The organism is Shewanella sp. 553, from assembly GCF_059338375.1.
The window spans coordinates 3,808,771-3,823,536 of the sequence record NZ_CM181701.1 but is presented as its reverse complement, the minus strand read 5'-3'; the positions used below and the strand labels follow the sequence as shown (position 1 = coordinate 3,823,536).

Annotated in this window: 13 protein-coding genes and 1 pseudogene; 9 read left to right on the top strand and 5 right to left on the bottom strand. The window is 49.0% G+C overall.

All coding sequences use genetic code 11. The annotated features are described in order from the left end of the window. Window position 1: 1 nt before the first annotated feature. Complete coding sequence (locus tag AC5YBZ_RS16880) at window positions 2-709, bottom strand: ABC transporter permease (protein ID WP_475515246.1); 708 nt, start codon at window positions 707-709, stop codon at window positions 2-4. Beyond that, on the bottom strand, window positions 706-1,518 hold the full coding sequence (locus AC5YBZ_RS16875) for an ABC transporter substrate-binding protein (RefSeq protein WP_475515245.1): 813 nt from the start codon (window positions 1,516-1,518) through the stop codon (window positions 706-708). Before AC5YBZ_RS16875 ends, AC5YBZ_RS16880 begins: the two co-directional genes overlap by 4 nt. 277 nt (window positions 1,519-1,795) lie before the next feature. Between AC5YBZ_RS16875 and AC5YBZ_RS16870 the strand changes: the two genes are divergently transcribed. Together AC5YBZ_RS16870 and AC5YBZ_RS16865 are read left to right on the top strand one after the other, a co-directional pair. Further along, window positions 1,796-3,181, top strand: coding sequence for a sigma-54-dependent transcriptional regulator (locus tag AC5YBZ_RS16870; RefSeq protein ID WP_494520560.1), 1,386 nt, complete (start codon window positions 1,796-1,798; stop codon window positions 3,179-3,181). Window position 3,182: 1 nt separating this feature from the next. Then, entirely contained in the window at window positions 3,183-5,321 is a 2,139-nt protein-coding gene (locus tag AC5YBZ_RS16865) for a sensor histidine kinase (protein ID WP_494520561.1), read from the top strand. A 291-nt stretch (window positions 5,322-5,612) separates the two neighbouring features. Here the strand turns inward: AC5YBZ_RS16865 and AC5YBZ_RS16860 are convergent, their stop codons facing one another. The 3 genes from AC5YBZ_RS16860 to AC5YBZ_RS16850 form a co-directional block, all read right to left on the bottom strand. Beyond that, entirely contained in the window at window positions 5,613-6,074 is a 462-nt protein-coding gene (locus AC5YBZ_RS16860) for a GNAT family N-acetyltransferase (RefSeq protein WP_494543238.1), read from the bottom strand. Between the two features lie 85 nt (window positions 6,075-6,159). After that, on the bottom strand, window positions 6,160-6,819 hold the full coding sequence (locus AC5YBZ_RS16855) for a 7-cyano-7-deazaguanine/7-aminomethyl-7-deazaguanine transporter (RefSeq protein ID WP_494524129.1): 660 nt from the start codon (window positions 6,817-6,819) through the stop codon (window positions 6,160-6,162). 320 nt (window positions 6,820-7,139) lie between these two features. Continuing rightward, window positions 7,140-8,498, bottom strand: a complete 1,359-nt coding sequence (locus AC5YBZ_RS16850) for an isochorismate synthase (RefSeq protein WP_494524128.1) — start codon at window positions 8,496-8,498, stop codon at window positions 7,140-7,142. 386 nt (window positions 8,499-8,884) lie between these two features. Here AC5YBZ_RS16850 and AC5YBZ_RS16845 point away from each other — a divergent pair, with 386 nt between their 5' ends. From AC5YBZ_RS16845 to AC5YBZ_RS16815, 7 genes and pseudogenes are all read left to right on the top strand, one after another. After that, on the top strand, window positions 8,885-11,026 hold the full coding sequence (locus tag AC5YBZ_RS16845) for a TonB-dependent receptor (protein ID WP_494543237.1): 2,142 nt from the start codon (window positions 8,885-8,887) through the stop codon (window positions 11,024-11,026). A 26-nt stretch (window positions 11,027-11,052) separates the two neighbouring features. After that, a pseudogene (locus AC5YBZ_RS16840) lies at window positions 11,053-11,508 on the top strand (ABC transporter ATP-binding protein); the annotation flags it as partial. A gap of 78 nt (window positions 11,509-11,586) precedes the next feature. After that, entirely contained in the window at window positions 11,587-12,438 is an 852-nt protein-coding gene (locus tag AC5YBZ_RS16835) for an ABC transporter ATP-binding protein (RefSeq protein ID WP_494543740.1), read from the top strand. Next, window positions 12,413-13,111: a CbiQ family ECF transporter T component gene (locus tag AC5YBZ_RS16830; protein WP_494524126.1), complete on the top strand. Its 699-nt coding sequence runs from the start codon at window positions 12,413-12,415 to the stop codon at window positions 13,109-13,111. Before AC5YBZ_RS16835 ends, AC5YBZ_RS16830 begins: the two co-directional genes overlap by 26 nt. A gap of 14 nt (window positions 13,112-13,125) precedes the next feature. Further along, window positions 13,126-13,665, top strand: coding sequence for a core component of ECF transporter (locus AC5YBZ_RS16825; RefSeq protein WP_494520567.1), 540 nt, complete (start codon window positions 13,126-13,128; stop codon window positions 13,663-13,665). Continuing rightward, entirely contained in the window at window positions 13,665-14,423 is a 759-nt protein-coding gene (locus tag AC5YBZ_RS16820) for a DNA-binding protein (protein ID WP_494520568.1), read from the top strand. Before AC5YBZ_RS16825 ends, AC5YBZ_RS16820 begins: the two co-directional genes overlap by 1 nt. A gap of 10 nt (window positions 14,424-14,433) precedes the next feature. Then, window positions 14,434-14,649: a hypothetical protein gene (locus AC5YBZ_RS16815; protein ID WP_475515235.1), complete on the top strand. Its 216-nt coding sequence runs from the start codon at window positions 14,434-14,436 to the stop codon at window positions 14,647-14,649. The last annotated feature ends 117 nt before the right edge of the window (window positions 14,650-14,766 follow it).

Below are 14,766 nucleotides of genomic sequence, written 5' to 3'. Positions count from 1 at the left end.
ACTAGTGGCTCCTCGGCTCGGCTTTGCCTCTTAACGTGCCCAAGGTAAAGTTGAGTATTAAAGAGAGGATGAGTAATACCAGCCCCAAGGCAATGGCTTGGGCAAAATCGCCTTTACTGGTTTCCAGCGCGATAGCGGTGGGGATATTACGTGTGACACCAGCAATGTTACCGCCCACCATCATAGAACAACCCACTTCGGTCAAAATACGGCTAAAGGCAGCGACAATGGCCATCAATAACGGCACTTTCAATTCTCGGCAAATTTGCCACACAGAGCGTAGCCACGAGGCGCCTAAGGTGCGAGAGGTTTCCCATGCGCGTTTATCGACGCTGGTAAAAGCGGCTTGGCTCATGGCGATTAATACCGGAGCACAAATCATCATCTGTCCAAGGATCATCCCGGGTTGGGTAAACAGCCACCTCAAATCGCCCAGCGGCCCCATGCGAGTCAGTAATAAGTAAACCAATAAGCCAATAACCACGGTGGGGATAGATTGAATAGTTTGAATTAAATTGGTAGCAAACCAGCGGCCGGGGAAGGGGATAAATGCCAATAGGAAGCCTAAGATCAGTGACGGCAGCAGGGTAAACGCCAGCGCTGCAAAAGAGACTGAAAAAGAGACACTGACAATGGCCCATACATCAGGGTCCAATGAAAACAGCAGGCTTAACGCCTGCTGTATAAGGGCTAACCAGCCTTCACTCATTCGCTATATGTTGCCTTAAATAGTTGCTCACCATTGACGGTGTAGCTGTTAATCATATTTTGTGCATCCTTGCTGATTAACCAATCACTTAACGCCTTAGCTCCCTGATGGTTTAGATCGGGATATTTGGCAGGGTTAATCAGTACAATTTGATATGGATTGGCTAATGCTGCGCCACCATCGTAATCAATTGCTAGGTCAAGCTTGGCCTTATAAGCGACGTAAGTGCCGCGGTCAGATAAGGTGTAGGCCTGAAGTTCATTCGCCATTAGTAGGGTTTTGCCCATGCCTTGGCCAACTGAACGATAACCGTCGAAGTTAGGCTCAACGTTTGCCGCCTTCCACACGATAAGCTCTTTCATGTTGGTGCCAGAGTTATCACCACGCGACACGAAGGTTGCACCAGATTCGGCTATTTTAGCAAAGGCTTCTGCTGCTGTCTTACTGCTGCGGATCTTTGCTGGGTCATTTTTAGGGCCCAAGATCACAAAATCGTTTTCCATTATGCCACGAGGCATAACGCCATAGCCTTCTTCTACAAATTTAGCCTCGGCTGCTGGCGCGTGAGTCATTACGACATCGACATCACCTTGGCGTGCCAGTTTTAATGCTTTGCCGGTACCCGTAGCGATAACCTGTACTTTATAACCTGATTCAGCTTCAAATTTTGGCAGCAAGTTTTTCAGTAGGCCCGAGTTTTCGGTGCTGGTGGTGGTCGCCAGTTTAATCACTTCTTGTGCTTGTAGTGGTGATACGGTTAAGGCGCTAGCGATAACCGCCAGACTGAAAATGGATTTTAGGTTTAACATTGGTACTCCTTGGCATAGTGATAAGATGCGATTTGCCGCTCTCGCATATATTTGTTTTACAAAACAGTGATTAGTCAGCAAAAAAGGTGCCAATGCGGAATTTAAATAAAACATGTCTCAAGTCAGTTATAAAGTGTGAGACAGATCGCAAGGTCAATAAAATTTCAGCAGACATAATGTCCCAAAGTCATAGAACTCTGGTTCAGGGTGACCAATTCCCTGAGCTTTGATGCTAGAATCTGTTTAATGTGTGTCAAAATGTCCAAAAGAAGACAATATGAGCCAGCCAAATAAAGAGATGAAACCGTTACCGTCTGCCGTATCTGTGTTAATCGTTGACGATGAACCCGGAATGCGCAGTTTTTTAAAAAAAGCTCTGTCGAAGAAATTCGCCTTAGTAGAGACGGCTGGCAGTGTTGAAGATGCCGAACAGCTCCGCAGTCGCTGTCACTTTGATCTGTTAATTGTCGATATCCGTCTGCCGGGACGTTCAGGGATCGAATGGGATGAAGCCCTAAACGATAATGAGCGCCGCTCTGACATTATCTTTATGACAGGCTACGCCGATATGGATGTGGCGATAAAAGCACTGCGCGCCGGTGCCTCCGATTTTATTATGAAGCCGTTTCATCTAGAGCAGATGATGAAGGCTGTAGACCGCTGTATCGAGCGTCGCTTGCTTAAGCGTGAAAACCTGATGCTACGCCGCGAAGTCTCTATCGGTCAATCCTCAACCATTATTGGCAGCAGCGATGCCATGATGGAGGTGAAGCACGTGATTGAGCGGGTTGCACCGACCAATGCGGTGATCTTAATCGAAGGCGAATCGGGTACAGGCAAAGAGCTGGTGGCCAGACAGCTGCATCTCTTAAGTGGTCGTCAAGGGCCATTTGTGCCCGTTAACTGTGGCGCCATTGCCCCAGAACTACTTGAGAGCGAGCTATTTGGCCATGCTGCAGGTTCATTTACCGGGGCTAAAGGCAACCGTGAAGGGCTATTTAGTTTTGCTTCAGGCGGCACCATCTTCTTAGATGAAATAGGTGAGATGCCGCTAAAAATGCAGACCGCGTTATTGCGGGTGCTTGAGCAGCGCACTATCCGTCCGGTGGGCAGTGAAAAAGAGATCAAGATTGATGTGCGAGTGCTCGCGGCGACCAACCGTAAACTCGCCGACGAGGTTGAGGCGGGCAATTTTAGGCGCGATCTGTTTTATCGACTCAATGTGCTCGATATCGTCATTCCCCCATTACGCACGCGCCCAGAAGATGTGGTCGAGCTGACCCACCACTTTACTCGTCAACTGGCCGCCGAGCTTGGGGTTAAAGAGGTGGTGTGGAGCCATGAGGATATGTTGAAATTACAACAACATGAGTGGCCAGGAAATATACGCGAGCTGCGTAACATGATTGAGCGGTGTATTTTGCTGGGCAAGCCACCGGCAGAATATTGGAAGCAGCAACCTAAGTCAGAAATGTTAAACGAAGCCGGTTATCCGCTGAACTGGAGCCTAAAAGAAGTAGAAAAACATCACGTTACTGCTGTGGTGGATCTGCATCAAGGCAACAAATCGGCCGCCGCTCGCGATTTAGGCGTCTCTAGAAAAACCCTAGATCGTAAATACAAAGAGTGGTTTGACCAAGGCCAAGACGAGGCGGAGAGCTAAGGTGGCGTTTTTTCCTCGACTGTTTGGTGTTAACTGGCAGCAACTGCAGGCTAAAGTACGCTACCGAATTTTAGTATTAACCTTGCTGCCGATTTTATTGACCCTAGTCAGCCTAGTGTTTATTACCATCTATTGGAACATTAGCTACACGGGCAAGCAGCTGTTTATGAAGGTTAAAGCTGACCTCACCGTGGCGCGCAATACTTTGGATGCGGTGCAGGCTAAGCAAGAAGATCTGCTTAAACAGGTGATGGTGTCGTGGGAGTTTCAAAACGCCTTTCGCCAACTCGACCCCAAAGCGCCCATCTTAGCCGATGACATTAGCGCCTTGCTGGGGCAACAAAAGGCGGCGTTGCATCTCGATTTTTTGCGGCTTATCAGTGTTGCAGAGGCGGCTGCTGATCCCGACTTGCGCATGATGCTACCTAAAACCAACAATACAGCAGCTGTTTCTGGGCTGATGGTGCTTCCACCGCAGCGTTTAGCGCGCTTGGGCGAACAGCTTGACGCGGCAGCGGTGATCCCGCTTGTTGATACGCCACGCTCACAGAAACCCAGTAAGGTGGTAGAAAAGCGCGGCATGCTCAGTCGTAGCCTGTTACCCATTGTCGGTAACGATGGCACTGTTGGCTGGTATCTCGATGGCGGCATTTTGCTTAACCGAGATATGCGCATTGTCGACCATATTCGCGACTTGGTGTACGACAAAGGCACACTGCCAGAGCGCTCTATCGGTACCGTGACCATTTTTTTAGACAACATCCGTATCAGTACCAATGTACCATTGCATTTCTCGCCGCAAAACAGTGAGAAACAGGGGCGCGCGTTAGGCAGTTTAGTGTCTGAAGAGGTGCGCCAAAAAGTCTTGATTAATGGCCAGCTTTGGGTCGATAGGGCCTTTGTCTATAACGACTGGTTTATCTCGGCCTATGCGCCGTTGACCGATATTCGCGGCAAACGTATCGGCATGATCTACACCGGCTTTTCCGAATCGCCCTTTATTCATAATTATCTGCTTAATATTATCGAGCTCGGCACCATCTTAATGTTGGTCTTACTGGTGTCAGGCTTACTGGTATACCGCGGCGCCTATAGCTTATTACTGCCGATAGAGCGGATCCATCACGTGGTCAAAGCGGTGCAGTCGGGGCGTAATTTACGTATTGGTTCACTCGGGCTCGAGCAAGATAATGAGCTGTCGGATCTGGCTGAGCAATTTGATCGCATGCTCGATTTACTTCAGCGGCGTAATAGCCAAATTCAAGCGGCGGCCGAGCAGCTAGAAGTGAAAGTCGAAGAGCGCACCCGCAGCCTGCAAGAAAAAACCGAAGAACTACAGCGTAACGTGGCCTTGTTAAACGAGACGCGTCAGCAGTTGGTCACTAATGAGAAGTTAACCGCACTCGGCGAGCTAACAGCCGGTATTGCCCATGAGATCAATAATCCGACGGCGGTGATCTTAGGTAATATGGAGCTGCTTAAGTATGAGCTGGGCGATCAGGCGGCTGACGTTGAAGAAGAGATTGAGATAGTGATCCAACAGGTTGGCCGCATCAGTACCATTATTCGTAGTCTGTTGCAGTACAGTCGGCCCGGTGAATTTAATGCGCCGCTGGAGATGCATCAGCTGACGCCCATTATCGAAGAGATGCTGATTTTGGTGCGTCACTCGGTGCAGCAGCAGGAGGTGGTATTGATCCAAGAGCTTAACGCTAGCTATCCCATCGAGGTGAATCGGCCTCAATTGCTGCAGGTGTTGATCAATTTGGTCGTTAACGCTGCCCATGCAATGGACGGTCGTGGACGCATCAAGATCCGCACCTACGACTGGTTGCAACACGGTGAGCCTGTGGGGGTTAAAATTGAGATTGAAGATGAGGGCAAAGGCATTCCCGAGGAGCAGCTCGGACGGATTTTTGACCCCTTCTATACCACACGTAAAGATGGCACTGGCTTAGGCTTGTCACTCAGCTACGGTATTATTAAACGGATAGGTGGCACCATCGAGGTCAGCTCAATCTTAGGTAAGGGAACCCTGTTTACCATTGGTTTATACCATAAGGCCAAAGATGATCAATTAAATCCGCCTTATGGTGGGTTACATTTCTCCAGCAATATGACCAATAAAAATAGAGGCTAAACCCTATCAATACCAAAACGGCAGCCCTTGAGCTGCCGTTTTTATGGCTAAGGATAAAGGCCGATAAGGCTTATCATTAAAGTGATATGGGGGAGCGCTTAATTGCAGGTAAAAAAAAGCCGGAATAAAAATATTCCGGCGAAAAAGTACGTGAGCAATGTTAAGCATATAACCCAATCATTAAGCAGAGATGAAGTGCTAATTAAACTGAGCTTTGGAACGCATGTAAATGATAGTCATTATCATTTGGGTTGGCAAGTTATTTACGTGTAAATAACAACGCCATTGCGATCAATTTAATAACTTGTTTAAAAACAATTTATTATTGTCAACTTGCTCTTTGTTTGTCTGTAGGCCTACCACTTTATAACCTTGTTTAATCAGCATCTGCAGCATGCTAGTAAACTGGTTGTAGGTGTTAACCGCTATGCGCTCAAACCCGTGTGCTTTTGCCCAAGCCTCTTGATCGGCCAGTAAGGTTTTGGCCAGCCCTAGCTGTCTGTACTCGGGCAGTATGCCGCCAAGCCAGCTATAAAATTGGCCTGGCTGTTCGCTGTAGCCTATTTTAAAGCCTGCTAATTCACCCTCAACACTCATCAGTTGAAGCAACATAGGTTTATTGGTTAAGCGGGCGCGATAATCTTCAATAGTATAACGGCCATCAAATTCAGGGATTTGCTGAGCTAGGGTGATTAGCGTTTGCAATAAGTCATCGCTCAGGTCGCTATGACGGGCAATCGTCGTGGTGTACATCTTTAGATCTCCAGACAACAATGCCACCAAAGCGGCACTTGGAATTGATTAAAAAAGTGCCGCGATGATAGCCTAAAACAACTGGTCAGGCCAGTTCGTTGTGTGGTTTTGAGGCTAAAATCCGATCTTGCAGTACCTTGAGCAATACGCCATAGGCTGGCAGGAACAGACCTAAACTAACCATCAATTTAAAGCCGTAATCGACGGTGGCAATTTCGGGCCAGTGGGTAGCCATGAAAGTATCGCTAGAGGCGTAAAAAGCTACACTAAAAAACACTAAAGTATCAATAAGATTGCCTACAACGGTCGATGCCGCTGGTGCCACCCACCATGATTTTGTGCTTCTTAGTTTGGCAAATACGCGAATATCCATGAGCTGCCCCACCAAATAAGCGGCAAAGCTAGCAAAGGCGATGCGAAAGACAAAGCTATTGAATTCGGCTAACGACTGCGCGCCTTGAAAGCTGCCTTGATGAAACAATACCCCAATAAAATAGGAGATCACCAATGCCGGTAACATGGCTTTAAGGATGATTTGACGCGCATGCTGCTGGCCGAAAATCCGCACGGTTAAATCGGTCGCGAGATACACAAACGGAAAGCTAAACGCACCCCAAGTGGTGTGAAAGCCAAACAGTTGAAAAGGAAGTTGAACTAAGTAGTTACTGGCTGCAATGATCAGTATATGAAAACTGACTAACAGTAATAGAGCACGCTGCAATTGCGCGCGAGATAACATTAACATCTTGTGGCCTTTTTAGTCGGTTAATGCGGGGTGAGGGAACCCGCTAAGGTGAATCTTATCCATTGTGCATCGCCGTAAGTTTAGCGCTTATGACGACACCTTGCTTACGTACACTACTTAAGAACCCTTAAGTTATCAGAGTGACCAGCAGCAATGGGGTCTATCGATTTGGGCGGCAAATTATAGATAATTACTACCAATGTACAAGCATAATTGACGTTTTTAGCTGCATCAGGCCAGATATTCTGTGCTTACAGGGGGAAGCCTGCTTAGTATCGCTAGATAACGGCAGGCATTGAATACGATAGAGGTTAGGGTTGTTACACTTCGGTGAGTATCGACAGTATGGTCGCCAGTTTGTTTTCCAGCTCGCCCCATTCGGCGTCGGCCTCGGAGCCAGCCACAATGCCAGCACCTGCAAAAAGGTTGATTCTGCCTGGTTCAATCAAGGCGCTGCGAATGGCCACCGCAAACTCACTCTCATATTTGTTGAAGTAACCACAGGCGCCCGCATACCAACCGCGGGTGTACCCCTCGCGCTGGCGAATAAAATTAATCGCCGACTCTCTGGGTAAACCGCCTACCGCTGGGGTGGGGTGCAGGGCTAATAAAATCTGAAAATCGTTCACGCCTGGTTTGAGCTCGGCTCTGATCGCCCGGTGTAGATGTTGAATATGGCTAAGTTTAAATATCTTAGCGAGCTCATCGGCACCGACATAATTACTCAGCGGCGTGAGCGCATCGACAATATGTTGGCGTACCAGTTGGTTTTCATGGCTGTTTTTACTGTCATCGATGAGCGCTTTGGCCAGCAGTGCATCTTCCTCTTCATTAAGGCCACGAGTGGTGGTACCCGCTAATGCTTCGGTAAACAACTCGCGCTGACAGCGGCGGTATAAGCGTTCGGGCGTGCAAGAGATATAGGCGCTGTCTGGACTAAACTGGAAGCCAAATTGAAAACTGTTTTGATTGCGCCCCTGCCAACTGGCGAGCAGCATCCAGGGATCGACTTTCTCGTTCACTTCCAGTTGAGTGAGCCGTGACAGCACCACTTTGGGGGTATCTTGAATAAATTTATCTTGGGTGACCTGATTGACCAGCTCACGCCAGCGCTGCTGATTGGGGCGATCGCTGCGACTGAGCAGGTGGATTTTATTGGGCGCCGATAAGGGCGCTGGCGGTGACAATTGCTGCAGTGCATCGAGCGCTAACTGACGCTCGCTTTCGATGTCATTAATTTCAATATTGAGATTAATTAATAACTTGTACTCATTACCGCTGCGGCGTAATTCGATACGAGGCAAGATAAAATGTGCCCGGCCATATTCTGGCCAGCAATCGGTATTACGATCGAACGCCACACCACCGTAGTAGCGGATCTCTGGATTGCTCGACAATGCGCGCTGCTGCTGATAGGCGGCACACAGCTGGCTGTCATCGACAGCATCTTCAAACATAAAATCTTTGCACGCCCCGACAGCTGCGACCTCTTGTTGGGTGTCACGCCCGCGCCAGTACACTTTGGGATAACACGACTGGCTCGCTAACCACGCAATAGAGGGCAAGGGAGCCACAGACACAGACAGCTGAATGATCGGCTCGCCGTACTGATGGATCTCCAGTTGCTCAAGTGTGCTAGTTAAGGATGCTATGGCTTGGGATAGCGAGAAAACGCTCAATAAATACTCCAGCTTTATCGATAAGTATCTTTGTTTGATGGCAACAATCGCCACCAATATGCAATGTAGAGACTTATGGTGTATTGCTAATAAGAATCTTTCCCACAACCTAATGTGCCGGTAAAAGACTGTCAAGTTACAGGGAGTTAAGCTGTGAACTTGTCCAAATATTGTTTATTTATATTTGGTTTATTGATAGATAAAAACTGCGTACTTTTGTCTTAAGTGATTTTCTTATTGGACAAAATGTCCACCGAGGGGGGAGTAAAGCACAGACAAAGTCGTAATTAGTCGATCTGGGTTGGTTTTTGTTTTTAGAGCGCTTGAGACCACTATCGTAACATTGAACAATGATGCGATTAGGTTACTCGGAGTGTTAATTAAAAATGTATAAAAATCAAAAAATAATCAAATTGTCGTTGGTCGCTCTTGCGGTGGGTAGCAGTCCTATGGTGTTGGCTGATAATGCCAATAGAACCCCTATTTTAGATGTGTCAGAAGTGATTGTGGTGACGGGCGAAAAGCCAACGGCGCAGCAGCAGAGCACGACCACATGGCGTATTACCGCCGATGAAATCCAAGCCTTAGGCGTACAGAGTCTCGATCAAGTACTTAAAAATGCCCCGGGTGTGTTTGTGCGCGTGGGTGGCCAAGGCACTCCGCGTGTCGATATTCGTGGTTTTAAAGCGCGCCATGTTATCTATCTCATTAATGGCGTGCCAGCAAATGGCGCCGAAGATGGTCAATTTGATCCTAGTGTGATCCCCGCGAGTCAAATCGCCTCAGTGACGGTATCGGTAGGCCCCACCTCTGTGTTGTATGGCCCGGGCGGTGCAGGCGGCGTGATCAACATTCGTACTAAAGAGGGCGATAACGCCCCCTTACTGTCGGGACACCTTGAAGGCGCCGACAATGATACTTTTGCCGGTGACCTGACCATGGCGGGTTCAGGGGCACAGTGGCAAGGATTGCTCTCGTTATCGAGACAGCAAACCGATGGCTGGCCTGTGTCTGGTGATCAACCTGATACGGCATTGCAACAGGGCGATACGCGCTTAAATTCTGCTAAAACGGTCAATAGCCTGTTCGGCCAAGGTTCATATTGGTTATCGGATCGTACCGAACTGATGGCGAACGTTAACTTGAGTGAGGGTGACTGGGGTAAGCCTGCGGTTGATGGCACCACGAGTCGTAACCCTAAATTTGAGCGGGTCGATGATTACCAGGCGCATACAGTTCAATTGGGCATGGCACATCAATTTAATGACAGATATACCCTACGTGGCTTTGCCTATCAAAACCAATCTGACGTGTTAGAAAATCGCTATGTCGATGACAACTATCAACTAATCGAGCAGCGTTTAGATGGTCGCTCAACAATGAGTGGTGCTAACGTGCAATTTATCGCCGACTTTAAGCATGGTCAGCTGCTAACAGGAGCAGTATTAGCCGAGCACCAAAGCTGGGAGTCGAGCAGCGACAGCTTTGATACCAGTGGCTCAGGTACGGGCGGCGGCAGTGGCTCAGGCTCGGGTGGCGGCAGTGGCTCAGGCTCGGGTGGCGGCAGTGGCTCAGGCTCGGGTGGCGGCAGTGGCTCAGGCTCGGGTGGCGGCAGTGGCTCAGGTACGGGCGGCGGTAGTGGCTCAGGCACGGGCGGTGGTAATGGCTCAGGTGGCGGCTCTGGGGAAACCTTTGACGATACTTCATGGATGTACACTGCGGCGCTCGAGTATCAGTATCAACACGATCACTTAGGTGCAACCGTCGGTGCAGCACTGCATCAACAAGATCGCGTGCAAGACGATGAAACCGATTATTCGGCGCAAGTGGCCGGTTATTGGCAGGTATTAGACGCGACGCGGGTGAACTTAGGGCTCGCGCGTAAAGTACGTTTCCCATCAATGCGTAATCTGTATGCGTTATCTTCAGGTAACGAAGCATTGCAAGCGGAAACTTCCGAGCATATCGAGCTGAGTGTCGATCAAGGTTTGGGGTATAACACCGACTTGAATATCGCTGGGTTCTACACCGATGCCGACAACTATATTGCTAAAGATAAGGATGGCGTATACCAAAACATGGGGCGCTATCAGTTCACCGGCGTCGATGTGGCACTGAGTAACCACAGCATTGATAAGCTAGCCGTGACCTTTGCCTATAGCTTCCTCGATAGCGAAGATAAAGACGCAGCTCCTGGGCTAGCAACCTTAGAGTATCGTCCGCGTCATCAATTAAGGCTGCAAGCCGATTACGAGCTGCCTTTCGCTACACGTATCAATATTAATATTGAGCACATAATGGGGCAGGTGTTTCAACAGCAACAAAAGGTCGCGGGACAGAAGGTGTTGGTTGAGCAAGATTTAGCTGACTATACCTTGGTGGATCTCAACTTAATTCAACCCATCATGGGGGATAACTTATCTGTGTATCTGCGTGCCAGTAACTTGCTTGACGAACATTACTACCAGAGTGAGGCGTTACCTCAAGCGGGTAGACAGGTGTTCTTAGGCATTAACTGGCAGATCTAGACGGCAGATATAGACTGAGTGTTCTGATGCAGCTACTTCAATTGCGACAAATCAGTTTTCATTATCAAACAGCGGCTAAGCCGCTGTTTGATAATCTTGATTTTACTATCAAGGCCGGTGATTGCCAGATGATCCACGGCCATACTGGCTCAGGTAAATCGACCCTGTTAAAACTGATCTTAGGCGTGATGGAACGTCCCTTTGTGGGCGATCGCCATTGCGCGTCGCCGCTGTGCTTAGGTGTCGTGATGCAAGATCCCAATGTGCAATTGCTGCGACAAACCCTAGGCGCCGAGGTGGCATTTGCATTGGAAAACTTAGGGGTGGCAGCGCAAGATATGCATGCCCAAGTCAGCCAAGCCCTGCGTAACGTCGGGCTGTTTATTAGCTTAGAAACCCCCATAGAGACCCTGTCGTTAGGACAAAGATACCGTTTAATGATTGCGGCGCAGTTAGTACTGCAACCCGATATATTACTGCTCGATGAGCCGTGGGCGCAGCTCGATAATCAAGGGGTACAGGAACTCACGGCACTGTTAGCACAGCTGCAACAGGCCGGTATGGCAATCGTGATTGTTGAGCATCATAAGCGTGCCTTTTCGAGTTGCGTGACCCACAGGTGGCTGCTCGATGCTGGGCGGCTGCATCCTTATCAGGAGGATGATGCCGAGCCAGCACTGCTTAGTATGGCCGGCGCGCGCACTAAGCCTAATACGTCTGCGATGCAGGCTCCGGTTATCCATGCCGGGCCTTTTAAGGTGGGTTTTAGCGGCCAGCCGTTATTGTTTCAAAGTGATGCTCTGTGTTTGTACCCTGGTGAAATCGTGGCCTTAACGGGTGACAATGGCACAGGCAAAAGCACCTTGCTTAAATGTTTAGCCGGTATTCAGGCCGATGTGGGTAATCTCTGTATTTCAGTTTTAAATCAACGTCCTAAGTTAGGTGTGTATGGGCATCAATTGGCGCTATTACATCAACGACCAAGCCGGCAGTTATTTGAGTCAAGCGTCATCGAAGAGATGCAATTTAGTTTAAAACGTTATGGGTTGCCGCTCGAACGTGCGCCGCAAATGCTCGCTAGATTAGGCTTGTCGGCGCTGGCCTCTCAATCGCCACACCAACTCTCTTATGGGCAGCAGCATTTAGTGGCGCTTGCGTCATTGGCCTGTTTGCAGCCACAAATCTTGCTGCTGGACGATCCCTTTGCTGGGCTAGATAGTGGCTTCTTCTACCAGGTAGCCAAGTTAATTTTAACCCTGAGCGAGCAAGGCTGTGCCATCGTATTGGCTAGCCATCGACCGCTGTACTTATTGCCTATCGATCAGGTGTGGCACATTAGCGATAAGCGTCTGCAATGTCTCACGGGAGCTGAGTTGACTGAGCAAGATGAAAGGTATGCTCGTGTGGGTTAAGCAGAGCAAGGCAAGGGGCCACGTTACGTCGGCAGATAACGACATGACGCAGCACTTTATCGTTAAAAATCCTAAGTTGTGTGCCCTGTGTATCTTGTTAAGCCTGTGTCTGTCGAGCAGTGCTTTTTTTGTACCCGATCAGTTTTTATCGGTTATCGCCCTGTTTAATGGTGTGCTGTTACTCCAAGGGCGCTATTTGGGCGGCGGTGTTAAAGGATTATGCTTACTGTTTACGACTCAATTGGCGATCACTTGCGCACTTTACCTGCTGCTACATGGGGGCGAGCGGATAGGTGAGGCTGTGCTGGCGGTGGTACGCATATTACTGGCGATGATTCCCGGCTGGTGGTTATCCATTACTTGCGCGCCCCAACGCATTGGCGAGGTATTGAGTTGGTGTTTACCGCACAAATGGGCCTTTGTGATGGCGGCCAGCTTTAGTTTGCTGCCGCGAATTGGCTTGGAGGTGAAGGAGATTTATCAGATGCAGGTGATGCGCGGCGCGAAGATAACGCCCAAAGCCTTGTGTCGACCGAAACATTGGGGCGAGCTGATTTACTGTGTGCTCTACCCGTTATTAATTCAACTGCTAAAACTGTCTAAACAGATGGCCTTAGCCGCTAAATTACGCCGCTTCGGTGTCCACCATAAGCCAACCCACTGGCCCGATTAATGAGATTAAATTACATGCACAATAAAGGTTTTACACTGCACGATGCGCTATTTATTGGCTTTTGCGCCACGCTCTTGGTGGCCTTAAAAGGGTTGCTGCGACTCAAGTTAGGCTTGACCGGACACTCGATGTTTTTGATGACTTTTTTTTATCTTATTTGCTATGGCGCCGTCGGTAAAAAAGGGGCGATCACTGTGTGTGGCATCTTGGCTGGCTTAATGGCGATGATGTTGAGTGTCGGCAAAGGGGGCCCCTTTATCGTGCTTAAATTTGCCTTGCCCGCAGCCGCCATGGATCTGTGCTTACTGCTGTTGCCGACTGTGCTGGCACTCAAATGGCGCTGCATTATCTTAGCCCTAGTGGCTACTGTGGCATGGGCGAGTAAGGGAACGATTGAGGATATTTTAGTGGGGCTAAGCCTTGAGGTGGTGCTATTGCAACTGGCTAAAAGCTTAGTGTTTGGTGGTTTTTTTGCTGTACTGGCGGCGTTATTGGTACCGCCAGTATTACAACGTTTGAGAAGCCATGATCTGTTAGACCGTGAGGAGCTGTAATGATGAAGAGTCAACAGGGGTTAGCGTCTTGGTTAGTCTGTATCGATGATACCGATGATATTGGCACTAAAGGCACGGGTGAGATCGCCGAAGAAATTGCCTTAAAATTATCGGCAGGCCAGCCTAGCCGCTGCGCGTTTGTGACTCGCCATCAGCTATTTGTGCATCCAGATATTCCCTACACGTCACACAATAGCGCCATGTGTTTTCAAGTGCGAACGCCTTTGTGTCAGGCTCAGATCTTGGAGATAGCCGTTAACCATTTACTGCAAGAATGCGCGTCGGCGTCCGATCCTGGCATCGCCTTGCTCGATCTACAAGCTGCTTGCGATCATCAAGCCTTAATCGACTTTGGGCTGGCGGCTAAGAAGGTGGTGAAAACCAAGGCTGAAGCTTACGCCTTAGCGCATGCACAAGGTATTCACTTAAGTGAGCATGGTGGCACTGGCCAAGGTGTCATTGGCGCCATGGCAGGATTAGGACTGCGTTTGCAAGGTAATGATGGCCGGATCAAGGGGCAATTTAAGCTACCCGGGCTGGAAGCGGGCACGGTGGAATTGTCGGTTGCCGAGGCGATTGAACAAACAGGCGTCGATTGTGTGCTAACCGACAGCGGTGAGCCACTGTGTTTTAAAACGCCGTTGCAACTGTCAGGTAAGGTGAAGGCGGTGTACCGCGAACATCAAGTTTGCCTGTTGGTGTATCAGCAAGAGGGTGTTTGGCGCAACGCCCTAAAACAACAACTGAAGCATTATTAATGGGGCCGCTATGACACAGTATTTTAGTCTACATCAGGGACGTTGGCAGTTAGCCGTTGAGGCTGACAATTATCAAGCGGCTCGTCATATTGCGGCTCAGTGCCAGCACTTTATCGCCGACGACGAAGATGAGCAGGTCGATGATCAGCTACGCTCTTGTGTCAATTGTGCTCGCCGCCGTTGGTTAGTGGACGCGATTGAATGTACCGTATTAACTGCGAGGTAAGGTGAGTTAACATTCTGTTTATGTTGGCATAATTTATTTCACCGCTGAGCCACCTAAAATACGCAAAAATGAGTGGTAGTTTTAGTGTGCTCAGCATAACATGGCGCCCTTAGAGCT